Source organism: Aeromicrobium changchenzhani (assembly GCF_057586615.1).
Genome location: NZ_CM172480.1, coordinates 1,607,102 through 1,622,283 on the forward strand (window position 1 = coordinate 1,607,102; position 15,182 = coordinate 1,622,283).

The window sequence follows — 15,182 nt, forward strand, 5'->3', positions numbered from 1 at the left end:
GCTCACATCAACTCAGGTGATGAACCTCCTGAAGTCCATAGACTGGCGTGGCCAGACCCTCATATCGGGCCTTGAGTTGCAGGGCAAGATAGAGCGAATAGTGGCGTGATTGGTGGAGATTGCCGCCGTGAAACCACAGCTGCTCCTGCTGGGTGGGTTTCCACATGTTGCGTTGCTCGCCCTCCCACGGACCGGGATCCTTGGCTGTCTCTGAACCCAGTCCCCACACTTTGCCGACCGTGTCAGCGACCTCCTGGGAGATCAGATCGGCGGCCCAGCCATTCATTGAGCCGTAGCCGGTGGCATACACGACTAGATCGGCGGGAAGCTCGGTGCCGTCCTCGAGTATCACCGAGTTGGTGGTGAGTTCGCGGACGTTGCCGTGGGCGAGGTGAACATCGCCGTTGGCCACCAGATCGGCTGAACCAACATCAATGTAGTAGCCGGAGCCACGACGTAAATACTTCATGAACAGGCCGGAGCCATCCTCGCCCCAGTCGTGATCGAAGCCGGCAGCCTCGAGCCGGTCATAGAATTCCTTGTCCCGCTCGCGCATTTGGTCGTACAGCGGGATTTGGAACTCGTGCATGATCTTGTATGGCAGCGAGGCGAACACGAGGTCGGCCTTTTCGGTCGTCATACCCGAGTTGACCGCTTCTTCAGAGTAGAGCGCGCCAAGCCCGATCTCCATCAACGAGTCCGACTTGACGATGTGGGTTGAGGAGCGCTGCACCATCGTCACATCCGCGCCCTTCTCCCAGAGCGCACCGCAAATGTCGAAGGCCGAGTTGTTCGAGCCGATGATCACCGTCTTTTTGCCGGCGTAGGCATCCGGACCTGGGTGCTGCGATGAGTGCTGCTGATCGCCGCCGAAGATGTCCATTCCTTTGAAAACCGGGACGTTGGGCTTACCGGACATGCCCGTCGCCAAGATCAACTGCTTTGGCCGAAGCGTGACTGGAGTGCCGTCCCGTTCGATCTCGACGGTCCATTCACCCGAGCTCTCGTCGAACTTTGCGCTCAGGGCTTCGGTATTGCTCCAATAATTGAGTTCCATGACCTTCGTGTAGGACTCGAGCCAATCGGCCACCTTGTCCTTCGATGCGAATACCGGCCAATTTTCGGGGAATTTGATGTAGGGGAGATGGTCATACCAAACCGGGTCGTGCAGGCACAGGCTTTTGTATCGACTGCGCCACTGATCGCCGGGGCGGCCGTACTTGTCAATGATGATCGTCGGTACGCCGAGCTGACGCATACGCGCACCAAGCGCGATTCCGCCCTGGCCGCCACCGATGATCAGTGCATAGGGTTGGGTCTTGTAGCCGAGCTCGAGTGCTTCGCGCTCGCGCTTCTCACCCCACGACTCGCGGCCGCGACGGGCACCATGTTCCGCGCCGCGTGGCCGCGCAGATCCCCGCGGTTCCTCATAGCCCTTGAGCTCTTGCAATGTGGTCAACAACGTCCACGCGCTGTTGCCCTTGAGTCGCAGATGCCCATGACCGCGGCCGGTTGCGGTCTCAAAATCGATCCAGGCCTCGGTGACTCCATCAGCCTCGGTCGGCGGTTCAGCGGTATGAAAACCAGACGGATCGGCCTGCTCGAGGTGCGAGTCCAGCATCGCGGTGATGCCCTCACGGCCCGCGACGGTCTTGATGTTCCAAGTGAACGAGACAAGATCACGCCAATAGCTGTCTACTGCGAATAGGCCAGCGGCACGAGCTGTATCGCGAACCTTGAGCGCAGACTCGAACTCGCTCAGCCACGCATCAACTCGCTGCTGCGCGTCGACATCGGTCAGTGCGTCGAGTGTCTGAGTCATTAAGGAGTCCCTTCGAGGTGGTGTGACTCCCAGCACACTCCTAGGTTGCGGCCGTTGCAATGGGTTGCAAGGGGGTTGCAACCTCGGTGCAACCTTGCCGGGCGCACCCTCAACGTATGAGCGCAGGCAACCCAGAGCGACTTTCCGGCGGTGACGGCCGGGCCTACACACAGACGATGCAGCGGATCCGCCAAGCAGTCCTGTCCGGCCGCCGGCCCGATGCTGCGCCACGTTCGGTGATCGGAGCATCGTGGCGTCGGGTGAGCGCGCGCGGACTGGACCCAGGTGGCGGTCCAGAGATCGCACCGTTGAACGATGCGGATCTGCATCATGCACGCGAATTGAGTGGATTGCGGCCGTTATTGCCGCAACTGCGTTCCCATCTACTGCCGGCAGCTGAATCGGCCGGTCAATTGATGGTCGTCGCCGACACGACCGGTCGGGTGCTGTGGCGGGACGGGACGCGGCCGATCTTGCGGCATGCGGACGGATTGGGCTTCGTAGCCGGATCCGCGTGGACCGAAGGCAATGTTGGTACGAATGCCATTGGCACCTGCATCGTGGCCGGCATTCCGGTGCACATTCACGGCGCCGAGCATTACGCCGAAACTCACACACCGTGGACATGCGCCGCGGCGCCCTTGCACGATCCGCTGTCGGGCAAGCTGCTCGGGGTCGTCGATCTGAGCGGTCCGGCCAACACCGTCCATGTGGGCACGTTGTCACTCGTTCAGGTCGCTGCGCGGTTGGCCGAGTTGGAGATTCGGTCGGCCTACCAGGAGCGATTGGGCTCCTTGCGCGCGATCGCAGCACCGCTGCTCGCGCGGATGGACGGACAAGCGATCGTCGTTGCTCAAGATGGCGCGGTAGCTGCAGTTACCGGGGTCATCGTCCCCGAGCACCTGCAGCTACCCGACAATTTGATCTCAGGTGCTGCGTGGCTGCCCGCACTCGGCCACGTGGTGGTGGAGCCATTAGGCGGTGGCTGGCTGTTACGAATCGGGCAGACCGATGATCTCAGCGGCGAGCGTACATCTCTCGAACTTAACCTCGCCGATGCCCGGCCAGCCGTGCATGTAGCTGGCCCGAGCGGCTCGTGGTCGTTGACACCGTCGCCCAGACACACCGAACTGTTGCTCGCGTTGCTGCAGCAGCCAGCCGGGTGCACGGCAGCCGATCTGGCCGATGAGCTGTTCGCTGATCGAGCGCGCACGGTCACCGTACGAGCTGAGATGTCGCGACTCCGTAGGACCTTTGGATCATTGTTGGAGACCCAGCCCTACCGGGTAGCAACGGGAGTCAACGCCACTGTTGTGCTGCCCACCAATCGGAGTTCGTTGATGGCATCGTCGAACGCGCCGATCGTGACGCGGCTTCGATCAACTACGCCGCAACTGGCCTAATTCAGTTGTTGGCTTCGGCGTCAGCGATTTGACGCTTGACATCTTCCATGTCGACATCGCGCACAGCCTTGATGATCTCTTCGAGACCGGCGGCAGGAAGTGCACCCGCTTCGGAATAGAGCAGGACGCCGTCGCGGAACGCCATCAGTGTCGGGATCGAGCTAATCTGTGCCTGCGCAGCGAGGCTTTCTTCCTCTTCGGTGCTGACGCTGGCGAAGGTGATGTCGCTGTGCTTCTCGCTCGCGGCCTCATAAACGGGCGCGAACTGTTTGCATGGGCCGCACCAAGAAGCCCACCAGTCGACAAAGGTGATGCCATCAGAGGTGACAGCGGTTTCGAACGTATCTGCGGTCAGAGTGACGGTAGTCATGGTTGCCTTTCATTGGGGTCTTCCATATAACCAATCACATGGCCCCAAGATTCCCTCCGTGTGCGTCGTCACGCGCCGACGGCGAAGGTCTAGCCCTTTGAGCGGCGTAGCTTGACCAGCGTGGCGAGTTCGGAGTCGGTGAGTTCGGTGAGCGCTGCCTCGCCGCCATTGATGACTGCATCGGCCAATTCACGCTTCGAGGCGATGAGTTCGGCGATGTTCTCCTCGATCGTGCCTTCGGACAACAGCCGGTGCACCTGGACCGGGCGGGTCTGGCCGATCCGGTAGGCACGGTCGGTGGCCTGATCCTCAACGGCAGGATTCCACCAGCGGTCGAAGTGGATGACGTGATCGGCGCGGGTCAAGTTGAGCCCGACGCCGGCGGCGCGTAGCGACAAGATGAAGACCGGCGTGCCACCGGCTTGAAACTCGTTGACCATGACCTCTCGCTTGGCCACCGGCGTCTGGCCGTGCAGGAACAGGTGCTTGATGCCTTTGTCGCGCAGATGGCGCTCCAGCAGTCGGCCCATCACGACGTACTGCGTGAAGACCAAGATCGCGCCATCCTCGGCGATGATCTCGCTGACGAGTTCGTCAAAGATCGCCAGCTTGCCTGAACGTCCGACAAGTTTGGCCGCCGGTTGGCGTAGGAACTGCGCCGGGTGATTGCAGATCTGCTTGCACTGCGTCAACAGTTTGACGATCAGGCCACGGCGACGGATGCCCTGCGTGTTCTTGATTTCCTCCAGCGCATCACGGACGACCGTCTCATAGAGGACGACCTGCTCGCGGGTCAGATGGACCTGATGGTCAGTCTCGGTCTTTGGCGGCAGCTCCGGAGCGATGCCCGGATCAGACTTGCGTCGACGCAAGACGAATGGACGTATGAGTTGGGCCAACTCAGCGGCGCGCCGAGAGTCTCGACGCGCTTCGATCGGCCGCGACCACGAGCGGCGGAACTCTTCGTGATTGCCCAGCAGTCCCGATGTTGTCCAGTCCAGAATCGACCAAAGTTCAGACAAATTGTTCTCGACCGGCGTACCCGTCATCGCGATGCATGCCTCGGCAGGAATCGTTCGTAGCGCCTGCGCGGTTCTAGCCCGGGGGTTCTTCACGTTTTGGGCTTCGTCGGCGACCACGAGACCCCAAGAGGGCTCGTGCGCGGCAAGTCGTTCGGCGTCGGCGCGCATCGTTCCGTAGGTCGTCAGGACGAAGCCGTCAGTGGCGCCCTCAAGGGTGCGGCTGGTGCCATGGAAGCGGCGGACCGGCACACCGGGAGCGAAACGGTGGATCTCACGTTCCCAGTTGCCGATGACTGATGCCGGACAGATCACCAGGGTCGGCAGCGGGTTGTCGGCACGAGAATGCCGATGTAGGTGAAGCGCGATCAACATGATGGTCTTGCCCAAGCCCATGTCATCGGCGAGACAACCACCGAGCCCCAAGCTGGTGAGTTGAGCCAGCCAGTGCAGCCCCTGCAACTGATAATCGCGCAGCGTGCCGTCGAGTTCAGGTGGTTGGACTGCCGGCTCGATGTCGGCATCCTGCTGGGCGAGGACACGGCGCAGATTGTCCAGCCAGCCGATAGTGTCGATTTCGGTCTTGACCCCGTCGACGTACATCGTCCCGGTGACCGCGGCACGAAGTGCGTCATCGGCCGAAACCGTACGTGTTTCGCGGTCGCGCAGCCGCTCGATTTCGGCCGGGTCGATGTAGATCCATTGATCGCGCAAGCGGATTAAACCATGTTGAGAGGCCACCAACTGGTCGAGTTCGCTGGCGCTGAGTTCCTCACCGCCGAGGGCAACGCTCCAGTCAAAGGCGAACATCTGTTCGGTGCTGAACGCTACCGGCCGGTCCGAACCGGGCGCCTCCAGCCGACGCAACACTGGCTTCGCGGTGATCTCATTGGAATGGTCACGTGGCCAGTAGATCTCAAGCCGGTTGGCAGCGAGTTTTGCCCGCGTGTGGCTTTCACCGAGTAGCACAACTTCATCGGCGTTGAGTTTGACCGCACCCGCGGCAATCTGCTCGCGCAGTCGAGTCGCGGGTGGCCATACCGGTTCGATCTCATTGAGCATGCGCAGCGTCGCGCGGCGGCCCGAGCCACCCATACGATGATGCTCATCGGCCCACAATTCGACGACGTCGACCGCGCCCCATGCGCTATTGGCCTCCTTAAGGCTCAACGTGGCAGTCGCGTCGAATTGTTCACTCAAACCGAATTCGAGCCGGAGCAGGAACGTGTAGGTGGGCTCGGGGCGGCGGAACGTCTGACGCCGTTCCCAGGCGGGCTTCTGCGGCGTGACGGCAGCCGCCGGTGCGGTAGCGGCAAGTGAGCGTAAGAACGCAAAGACCTGCTCTTGCGCTTCTGCAGGGGGCATCGGCAACCCGGCAGCGGCGCTGTGCAGTTGGCTCACATCGGCCTGATCGGGTGATGTGAGGCGGCCTTGCGTCATCAGACGCAAAGCAATCAGGCACGCATTGGCCCAGCCGCGGGTGCTGGCATGGGCCTCGTGATCACGCGTTGCCTTGCTCAGCAGTGCGAGCGCATCAGCTGCAGTAAGGCGGACCGGATCACGCCCACGCGGTGAAAACACGAATCGAGATTCACGCGGATCCGCGCCAGCCTCGAAACTGACCGGATGGCGCAGGAGAAAACGCAGATCCGTGGTTGTGGCCATCGGACCATCTTCTCTCATCAAGGTCGCTTGGGTGAAATCGGCTCCCGTCGGTTCGATCAATTGACCACGAAAAGCCCCGGAACAGGCGAGACTTGGACGGTGAATCACGTGCCGTCTTCGAACGTACTCCGGCTGTTCGTGACCGCGATCGCCGCGCTCGCGATGATGTCCTGTGAGCCGGCGCCGGTGACTCATCCGAGCGGCCCGGTGAGGCCGAGTCAAACGACGTCAACCGTACCGCCGACACCGCAGGCGACGCCGACCGAGGTGCTGGCAAAGTCACCGAAAAAGCCCGCTCCCGAGGCTAAAGCGGGCTCAGCGGCCGCAATGTTGGCCACCCTCATAGTCAAGGGTCGGGCGCCCCAGACCGGCTACACCCGGCGGCAGTTCGGTCAGAGTTGGCGCGACCTTGATCGCAACGGCTGCGATCAACGCAATGACGTCCTCCGCCGTGATCTCAAAAAATTCACACTCAAGGCCGGAACCCACGGGTGCCTTGTGCTGAGCGGCACGCTTGTTTCGCCCTACACCGGCCAAACGATCAACTTCGTACGCGGTGTGCGGACCTCAGGGGCCGTTCAGATTGACCATTTGGTGGCCCTCAGTGACGCGTGGCAGAAAGGTGCGCAGTCGTGGAGCCGGGACAAACGGCAAGCGTTCGCTAACGACTTCTTGGAATTGCGCGCCGTTGACGGGCATTCGAATGCTTCCAAGGGCGCTGGCGATGCTGCCACCTGGCTGCCGCCGCGTAAATCATTTCGTTGTGGCTATGTTGCCCGCCAGATAGCGATCAAGAAAAAATATGGCCTCTGGGCCACATCGGCCGAGCGCGATGCGATGGCACGGGTCTTATCGGCCTGTCCGAAGCAGGGCTTGCCACGTGCTTATCCCATCAAGCTCGGTGGTGGTCCGGAGCGCACCGTTGCTACGACTGCTCCGCGAAAAGCCCGCAAGCCAGCACCGCTGGTGAGTGGGGGAGCGAGCTACTTCAAAAACTGCACCGCCGTGCGTGCAGCCGGGCGGGCACCGATCCGACGCGGGCAGCCAGGCTATTCGCGCCATCTGGATCGCGATGGCGACGGCATCGGTTGCGAATGAACCAGGCAGCGCCAACCAAAACTACTGCCCGGTAAGGGTTTAATGGCGACGAAGGTGAGGATATCCTCAAGTTATGAATGAGACTGCCTTCGACATCGATCCCCATCATCTCGCCGAGGCCGCACGTCGCTTCCCGGCACATCGGCATACGACGCCGCTAGCTCAACCAAGCGCCGATATGAGCTACCTCGCGACGAAAACGAGTTCGGACTTTTGCCGGCACGCCTGGGACGAAAGCGGCCGGCTCTAACCGCATCGCAGCATTCAGCCCGCAGTACTAAATCCCCGTAGTACTAAATCATTGGGGCATGAGAAAGGGCCGGAGGCAATTGCCTCCGGCCCTTCGCAAGTCTGAGATCAGACCAGTCTGAGATCAGACGGGGCGAATGTTCGCTGCCTGCAGACCCTTTTGGCCCTGCTCGACGTCGTATTCGACCTTCTGGTTCTCATCAAGCGAGCGGAAGCCGCTCGACTGGATTGCGGAGAAGTGAGCGAAAACGTCTTCGCTGCCGTCGTCCGGAGCGATGAAGCCGAAGCCCTTGTCAGCGTTAAACCACTTAACGGTACCTGTTGCCATTGTTTCTGTTTCCTTCGATTATTCGAATCATTCGCCCATGTTTTTCATGAGCGACCGTCACGGTGTTAGTCCATACTGCCGATTGGATCGCACACCCCCAGTGACGGGGATCGAGCTGGTCAAACGATGTTAGGCACTGCAACTTCCCCATAAGAGTAGTGCAGGTGAGCCGAATAGCAAGCATTGGCGGCCAACCTATTTTTTCGGTGCGCCGATTCGTTGGTTTGCATAACACGAATGTCGATGACGCGACGGGAAGCCAACGCGCTCAATAGGGTCAAAGTGGTCCAAATGAACTAGTTTTAACTAGTCCTATATATCTATTTTGGTTGCGATACAAGACTGTTTGTTTGCCCGAAATGTCCATAGATTGGTACCCGGTGTGCTGCGCTGATGTCCTACCGGGCGCGTGGTCGACCGGCCGTGCCAACCGTACGGTCTCGAAAACAATCCTCAGGGGGAATTGTGAGACGTGTGACTACTGGCCTTGTTGGCCTCAGTCTCGTCGCAGCATTTGGATTCGCAGCCGCGGGCCCGAGCACTGCTGCCACATCATCGCCGCCAGTAAACGGCGCTGATCATGTGAATAAGAAGCATGACGAACTACCTAATCCGCTCGAAGACAAGCGTCGTTCACTTCGCGAGGCCGGTCTCACAGCCGTACTCAACGGTGATGCCAAAGCGGTGCAGAAGAACGGCAGCTCTGTTGTCAAGCTTGGCAAGAGCTACACCCCAGCGGTCGCCGCGGCTCAGGCCAACGCCGATCACCGTGGTGCACGTGCTGGGCTTGCACCCAAGGCGAAGAAGGCTAAGAAGAAGGATCAGTATGTCGAACTCTCGCAGGAGCGTTCGGACAAGGTCTTTGTGATCCTTGCCGAGTTCGACAACCAGCGCCATCCGGATTTCCCGGACAAGGACACTGATCCGTCGACGCCTGGGCCAACGACTTTCGAGGGCCCGGTCCGCAACGCGATCCCGCAGCCTGACCGCACCAAGGACAACTCGACAATCTGGCAGTCGAACTTCAACCGGAAGCATTATCAAAACCTGTATTTCGGCACCGGCAAGAATGCCGAATCCCTGTCGACCTACTACAAGGCGCAATCGTCTGGCCGCTATTCGGTTGGTGGCGAGGTCTCCGACTGGGTCAAGGTGCCCTACAACGAGGCACGCTATGGCCGCACCGATGAAGGCACCTGGTTTCTCATCAAGGACGCACTCACATCCTGGGTGGCGCAGCAGAAGGCTGCCGGCCAGACCGATGGGCAGATCAAGAAGTCACTGGCCGAGTATGACCAGTACGACCGCTATGACTACGACGGCGACGGCAATTTCAATGAGCCGGATGGCTATCTAGATCACTTCCAGATTGTGCATGCCGGCGGCGACGAAGCCGACGGCGATCCGCAACAGGGTGAGGACGCGATCTGGTCGCACCGTTGGTATGCGTTCGGTACCGATGCCGGAATCACCGGCCCGGCAACGAATCCGCTTGGCGGCACGCAGGTCGGCAACACCGGCTTGTGGGTCGGCGACTACACAGTTCAGCCCGAGAATGGCGGCCTGAGTGTGTTCGTGCACGAATATGGCCACGATCTGGGTCTGCCTGATGCCTATGACACGAGTGGTGGCGGCGACAACAGCAACGAGTATTGGACGCTGATGGCGCAGAGCCGGCTCAGCGCCAAGAACGAGCCGCTCGGCACCCGACCCGGTGACATCGGGGCATGGGAAAAGTTGCAACTTGGCTGGCTCGACTACGAGACGGTGGTCGCGGGACAGAAGAAGTCCCTCGAACTCGGCCCGCAGGAGTACAACACCAAGAAGGCTCAGGGCGCAGTCGTCGTATTGCCGAAGAAGAAGGTCTCATTCGACAACGGTGCGCCAGCGTCGGGGGAGAAGCAGTTCTACTCCGCGCAGGGCGATGATTTGGCCAACTCGATGTCGACCGAGATCGATCTGACCGGTAAGACGAGCGCGGCGGTTGAGGCGAAGGTCCGTTATCAGATCGAGGAGGGCTACGACAACGCCTATTTCCAGGCCTCCACCGATGCTGGCAAGACTTGGACCAACCTTGACGGCACGGTTGACGGCAAAGCCTTCGAGCGGGACGCATCCGGTTCGCCAACGCTGACCGGTGAGCAGAAAGACTGGGGCGACGCGGTCGTCGATCTGGATGCTTACGCCGGCCAGAAGATCACCTTCCGGGCCTATTACAAGACCGACGGTGGGTTGGCGTTGAAGGGTTTGTTCCTCGATGACGTCAACATCACTGCCGACGGCCAAGCGGTGCTGACCGATGGGGCCGAGGATGGTGGTTCGGCATGGACGTTCGACGGGTTCTCGATCGTCGGTGCAACGTCCACATCGCAGTTCGACAATTATTACGTGGCGGGCAACCGCACGTATAAGGGCTACGACAAGTATCTGAAGACCGGCCCGTACAACTTTGGCTTCGCCAACACGAAGCCTGATTGGGTTGAGCACTACTCATACGGTCATGGATTGCTGATCTCGTATTGGGACACGTCACAGAGCGACAACAATGTGTCAGTTCACCCCGGTGAGGGCCGCAATTTGCCGATTGACGCCCATCCGGTGCCGATCATGAATATGCAGGGCCGCGCGTGGCGGGGCCGGATCCAGGTCTACGACGCACCGTTCTCAGCCAAAAAGGCCGGCTCGATGACGTTGCATATCAATGGTCAGCCGAGCTACATCCGTGGACAGGCCGGTCAGCGAGTGTTCAACGACCTGAAGAAATTCTGGTATGCAGAAGCGCCCGACGCGGGGGTCAAACTTCCTGCCGCTGGCGTCAAGATCCGTGTCGTCAAACAGAAAGGAACCTCGATGAAGATCAAGGTCTCCTGACCGGATCTCCAGACGCCTCCGGCCCGCATACGGTTTCTTCCTCACCGTGGCGGGCCGGAGGTCTGTCCGAAGGGTCAGCGCGCGCTGACGACCTCGTCGATCGCACCACTCGCCCCGCCGAACTCATCGGCCACTTCGCCGGTGACGTCGTCACGGCTTGCCACCGAATGGCCACCCTCATCGAGCCCCTGATCGGCGTTCTTGAGCAACTCGTGCCCGGTCGAGAGCACGAGCGCTGCCGCGAGGACGGTGATTGAAGCAATCGCGAATGGGACGTGCAGATTGAAGCGCTTGACGAGTTGGCCTGCCGCGAATGGCGCGAGGCCGCCGCCGATGAAGCGGACGAATCCGTATGCGGCCGATGCGACCGGACGTTCAACCGGTGAAACCATCATGACTGCCTGGGTCATCAAAGTGTTGCTGATGCCGATGAAGATGCCAGCGGCGATAACGCAGCCGACAAGAACGGCCCGCTTGTCGGGATAGATCGCCATCAGGGCGAGGTCGACGGCGAACAATCCGAAGGCGCCATACAAGGACGTCGCGGTCCCGAAGCTACGCTGCAGCCATGGTGCGCCGATCACGGAGAAGAAAGCGACCAGGATTCCCCACACGAAGAACACCCAACCGAGATTGGTGATGCTCAACCGCATGGGGAACGGCGCGTAGCCGAGCATCGTGAAGAAGCCCCAGTTGTAGAGCAGGGCAGCGATGCTCATCGTGAGTAGGCCCCGGTGGGAGAGTGCCCGGATTGGTGCGGAGAGCGATGTGCGGTGTTCGGGTTTGGATGTGGCCGGCAGCATCAATACGGTTGCGACCAGAGCGATTGCCATAAGTACCGCTACGCCGTAGAACGGTCCACGCCAACTGATGTTGCCTAGGACACTGCCCAGCAATGGGCCAGCGGCGATCCCGACGCCGAGCGCTGCTTCGTACAAGATGATTGCGCCAGCAAAACCGCCGCGTGCGCTGGCCACGATCGCGGCGAGCGAGGTCGCAATGAACAATGCGTTGCCCAGACCCCAACCGGCACGAAATGCCACGATGCGGCTGATTGAGCCAGCCGATCCCGCGAGCGCGGAAAACACGACGATGATGATGAGGCCGATGATCAGCGTCTTTTTGGCGCCCAACCGGCTGGAAACCCAGTTGGTCACCAACATGGCCACAGCCGTGACAACCAGATAACTCGTAAAGAGCAATGTCACCTGGCTCTCGGTTGCGTTGAGTTGGGTCTTGAGTGCTGGCAGGATCGGGTCAACCAAACCAATGCCCATGAATGAGATGACGCATGCGAAGGCAACCGCGTACACCGCCTTGGGTTGGCCGAGAAGGCTCGACTTTGCGGGTGCGCTCATGATTTCTCCGTTAGTGCGTTGAGTGCTGGTAGTGCGGCCGTGATGGCGGCAAGTTGGTGTGGCTCGAGGTTTTGCAGGCGTTCGACGAGGGCCAGATTGTATTGGTCACGGCGCTTGTTCAAGGCGGTCCGTCCGTCGGCTGTGATGGCGATCAGGCTGGCGCGCCCGTCGGACGGATCGCGCTGCCGGATCACGAGGTCTGCGGCTTCGAGTCGCTGGACCAACCCGGTCATGGCTGGCTGGGTCACGGCTTCGTCGGCGGCGAGCGTTGTGATCCGTTGGGGACCCTTGATGTCGAGTGATGCAAGAGTTCCGGCGGCGGTGCGGCTGAGGCGTGAAATGGGTTGAGTGCGCGTCGAGACAACGATGAATTCGCGCAAGACATGCGCGGCTTCTTCAAGTTGGGGTTGCTTCATGCAACTAACTATATCGCCACCTTATGTAATAAAATGACGTGGTTTTGCGCACGGTTGGTTCCCTTGTTGGCTTCTGTCCAATAGCCTCGCAAACACACGATTCCTAAAAGGAGCGAAAATAATGACTGAGTCGCCGCTGAACCCGCCCGCCGAAAAGGCCACCACCGAGAAGCCGGTTGCGAAGAAGGCAACGCCCGCGAAGGCTGCGCCGGCTAAGAAGGCCGCCGCGAAGAAAGCGCTGGCTAAGAAAGCGACGCCCGCCGCTAAGAAGTCGCCGCCGGCAACTAAGAAGCCCGCCGCGAAGAAGCCGACGGCTAAGAAGACCACGACTAAGAAGACCGCGCCAGCCGCTAAGAAGGCCGCCGCTAAGAAGGCGACGCCCGCCGCGAAGCCAACCACGAAGCAGCCAGCGCCTGCGAAGACTTTGTCCGATACGGCGCGATCTGCCCTTTCAGACACCGTCGATGCAGTGGGCTCGGCGCGCAACGCAGCGTTCGAACAGATCGAGAAGGTTGTCGCGGCATTTGATGAGCGGACCGCGCAGCTCGAAAGCGAGCTTAAGGATCTGCGCAAGGAAGCTAAGCAGATCCGTAAGTCCTACACCGAGTTGGCGAAGTCGGTGGCCAAGGATGCCCGGAGCAAGATCGAACGGCGCACCAAGAAGTCGAAGCGGAGCAAGTAGACCCGTTCAGATGTCGTAGTCGACAACTAGGGGCGCGTGATCGGACCAGCGCTCGGCCCAGTTGTCGGCTCGATCAACGACGGCCGAAGTGGCCGTCCCGGCGAATGCAGGAGTCGCCATCTGGTAATCAATGCGCCAACCGGTGTCGGTATCGAACGCTTTCCCGCGCATTGACCACCAGGTGTAGGGGCCGTCGACGTCGCCAGCTAGTTGGCGGTGGACGTCGACCCAACCTAGTTCGCCAAAGAAACGGTCGAAATAGGCGCGTTCCTCGGGCAGGAAGCCAGCCTTCTTGGTGTTGCCCTTCCAGTTCTTGATGTCGCGCTCAGTGTGCCCGACGTTGAGGTCGCCGGTGATCACGCCGTGGTTGCCCGAAGCGGTGATTTCGCCGAGGCGGACGATCATTTGGTCGAGGAAACGGTACTTGTCGTCCTGCTTCGGCGTCCCAACATCGCCAGAGTGGACATACGCCGATACGACCGTGAGGATTGAGCCGTCCCCGAGGGTGAAATCTGCTTCAACCCAGCGGCCGGAATCGTCGAAGTAGTCATCGCCGTTGCCGACATGGGTTGCGGTCGGCTTGGCTTTGCTCAAGATGGCGACGCCAGCACGGCCCTTAGCGGCTGCCACCGTGTGCACAACCTCGAAGCTCGATGCTGCGCAGATATCCTGAACGATCTCATCCGGCGCACGCACTTCCTGGAGGGTCACGATGTCGGCGCCGCGGTCGGCGAGCCATTCACCCAGACCACTGCTTTGGCCACGGCTCTTGTTGTAGGCGGCACGGATTCCATTGACGTTTACGGTGGCAAGTCTCAACACGCCCCCGAGCCTACCGTCTCCAAGATTTGGCCGAGATCATCCCCTTTTTTGGGATTTTTCTTTGAGTTTTGGGGTGAAACGGGCGTTGTCAAGCTGCTTGGAGTCGTTGAGGGTCGTCTTTGGGGAGGTTGATGCCAACGGTGTCGGCGGGGGTCGGCGTGCTGGGACGGGTACGGAATCGTTCGGGGTGCGCGTCGTAGTAGGCCTGATGGGCTCGGTCGCGTTGTTGCCAGCGTTCGCGCCAGCTGCCGTCGTGGACCTCGTTGGGTGAGAACAGTGCGATTCCGGAGTGCTTGTGTTGGCTGTTGTACCAGGGCACGTAGGACGTCATGTGAGCTCTGGCGGCCTGCAGGTCAGGAAAGGTGCCCGGATAGTTCGGCCGGTATTTCATGGTGCGGAACTCTGACTCGGAGAACGGGTTATCGTTCGACACCCTGGGCCGGTTGTGGGTCCGATCGATGCCTAGATCGGCCAGCAGGTCCTTGAGGACGTTTGAGCGCATCGCGGGCCCCGAATCGGCGTGCACGGCCCGCGGCAGCCCGTGCTCGCCGAAGGCGTGCTCGAACATGTCGACCGCCAGATCGTCGACCTCGCGTTCCTCGACCCGCCAGCCGACGATCTTGCGCGAATAGATATCGATGATTGAGTAGCCCTTGAACGCGACACCACGCCACGGGCTGCGCAGATCGGTGATGTCCCAGGACCAGACCTGTCCTGGGCCGGTCGCTTCCAGCACCGGCATCTCCCGCGGCGTCTTGCTGCGATGTTTGGTGGGCACGTCGGGCCGTGCTGACTGATCTTCGATGTCGGCCGCGATCCGCCACCATGACCTTCGGGACGCGAGCATCACCCCGGCGTCCCAAGCGGTCGCGAACGCGTGATCGACTGAGTTCCCGACCGCCCACGCAGTGTTGATCCGTTCGACGATCAGGGCACGGTCAGCCGCACTAATGCGGGACCGATAGGCCCGATCCATCTGCGGCACCGGGTCAGCGGTCAGCTCGCGCGGGTTGGCCCGGTAGTGCCACGTCGACCGCGACACACCAGCCAACTCCAACGCCTGACGTTGCGACCCCACC

13 protein-coding genes and 1 pseudogene are annotated in these 15,182 nt (G+C 60.8%); 6 read left to right on the plus strand and 8 right to left on the minus strand.

The annotated features are described in order from the left end of the window. Positions 1-7: 7 nt before the first annotated feature. Positions 8-1,822, minus strand: a complete 1,815-nt coding sequence (locus tag AC2YB9_RS08165) for a flavin-containing monooxygenase (protein WP_487268341.1) — start codon at positions 1,820-1,822, stop codon at positions 8-10. Between the two features lie 116 nt (positions 1,823-1,938). Between AC2YB9_RS08165 and AC2YB9_RS08170 the strand changes: the two genes are divergently transcribed. Beyond that, positions 1,939-3,225 (plus strand): GAF domain-containing protein, encoded by a 1,287-nt coding sequence (locus AC2YB9_RS08170; RefSeq protein WP_487268342.1) that lies wholly within the window; start codon positions 1,939-1,941, stop codon positions 3,223-3,225. A 1-nt stretch (position 3,226) separates the two neighbouring features. On the opposite strand, the gene AC2YB9_RS08175 is transcribed toward AC2YB9_RS08170, so the two are convergent. Continuing rightward, positions 3,227-3,595: a thioredoxin family protein gene (locus tag AC2YB9_RS08175; RefSeq protein WP_487268343.1), complete on the minus strand. Its 369-nt coding sequence runs from the start codon at positions 3,593-3,595 to the stop codon at positions 3,227-3,229. A gap of 89 nt (positions 3,596-3,684) precedes the next feature. Further along, complete coding sequence (locus AC2YB9_RS08180; protein WP_487268344.1) at positions 3,685-6,279, minus strand: DEAD/DEAH box helicase; 2,595 nt, start codon at positions 6,277-6,279, stop codon at positions 3,685-3,687. A gap of 162 nt (positions 6,280-6,441) precedes the next feature. On the opposite strand from AC2YB9_RS08180, the pseudogene AC2YB9_RS08185 reads away from it, so the two are divergent. From AC2YB9_RS08185 to AC2YB9_RS08195, 3 genes and pseudogenes are all read left to right on the plus strand, one after another. Continuing rightward, positions 6,442-7,158 (plus strand): annotated as a pseudogene (locus AC2YB9_RS08185) (HNH endonuclease family protein); the annotation flags it as partial. Between the two features lie 87 nt (positions 7,159-7,245). Continuing rightward, positions 7,246-7,377: an excalibur calcium-binding domain-containing protein gene (locus AC2YB9_RS08190; RefSeq protein ID WP_487268581.1), complete on the plus strand. Its 132-nt coding sequence runs from the start codon at positions 7,246-7,248 to the stop codon at positions 7,375-7,377. Positions 7,378-7,450: 73 nt separating this feature from the next. Further along, a complete protein-coding gene (locus AC2YB9_RS08195; RefSeq protein ID WP_487268346.1) occupies positions 7,451-7,627 on the plus strand; it encodes a hypothetical protein in 177 nt (58 codons plus the stop codon). A gap of 123 nt (positions 7,628-7,750) precedes the next feature. Here AC2YB9_RS08195 and cspE read toward each other — a convergent pair whose 3' ends face one another. After that, entirely contained in the window at positions 7,751-7,954 is a 204-nt protein-coding gene (cspE, locus tag AC2YB9_RS08200; RefSeq protein WP_487268347.1) for a transcription antiterminator/RNA stability regulator CspE, read from the minus strand. Positions 7,955-8,428: 474 nt separating this feature from the next. Here cspE and AC2YB9_RS08205 point away from each other — a divergent pair, with 474 nt between their 5' ends. Continuing rightward, complete coding sequence (locus AC2YB9_RS08205; RefSeq protein ID WP_487268348.1) at positions 8,429-10,825, plus strand: immune inhibitor A domain-containing protein; 2,397 nt, start codon at positions 8,429-8,431, stop codon at positions 10,823-10,825. Between the two features lie 74 nt (positions 10,826-10,899). Here the strand turns inward: AC2YB9_RS08205 and AC2YB9_RS08210 are convergent, their stop codons facing one another. After that, positions 10,900-12,183, minus strand: coding sequence for an MFS transporter (locus tag AC2YB9_RS08210; protein ID WP_487268349.1), 1,284 nt, complete (start codon positions 12,181-12,183; stop codon positions 10,900-10,902). Then, positions 12,180-12,599 carry a MarR family winged helix-turn-helix transcriptional regulator gene (locus tag AC2YB9_RS08215; RefSeq protein WP_487268351.1) on the minus strand — a complete coding sequence of 140 codons (420 nt, stop codon included), beginning with the start codon at positions 12,597-12,599 and terminating at the stop codon, positions 12,180-12,182. Before AC2YB9_RS08215 ends, AC2YB9_RS08210 begins: the two co-directional genes overlap by 4 nt. A 121-nt stretch (positions 12,600-12,720) precedes the next feature. Here AC2YB9_RS08215 and AC2YB9_RS08220 point away from each other — a divergent pair, with 121 nt between their 5' ends. Continuing rightward, positions 12,721-13,281: a hypothetical protein gene (locus AC2YB9_RS08220; RefSeq protein WP_487268353.1), complete on the plus strand. Its 561-nt coding sequence runs from the start codon at positions 12,721-12,723 to the stop codon at positions 13,279-13,281. A gap of 6 nt (positions 13,282-13,287) precedes the next feature. Here AC2YB9_RS08220 and AC2YB9_RS08225 read toward each other — a convergent pair whose 3' ends face one another. Then, complete coding sequence (locus AC2YB9_RS08225) at positions 13,288-14,103, minus strand: exodeoxyribonuclease III (protein ID WP_487268355.1); 816 nt, start codon at positions 14,101-14,103, stop codon at positions 13,288-13,290. Positions 14,104-14,191: 88 nt separating this feature from the next. After that, the gene (locus tag AC2YB9_RS08230) at positions 14,192-15,181 is read right to left on the minus strand and encodes a transposase (RefSeq protein ID WP_487268357.1); all 990 of its coding nucleotides are present in this window, start codon (positions 15,179-15,181) and stop codon (positions 14,192-14,194) included. Position 15,182: the final 1 nt, after the last annotated feature.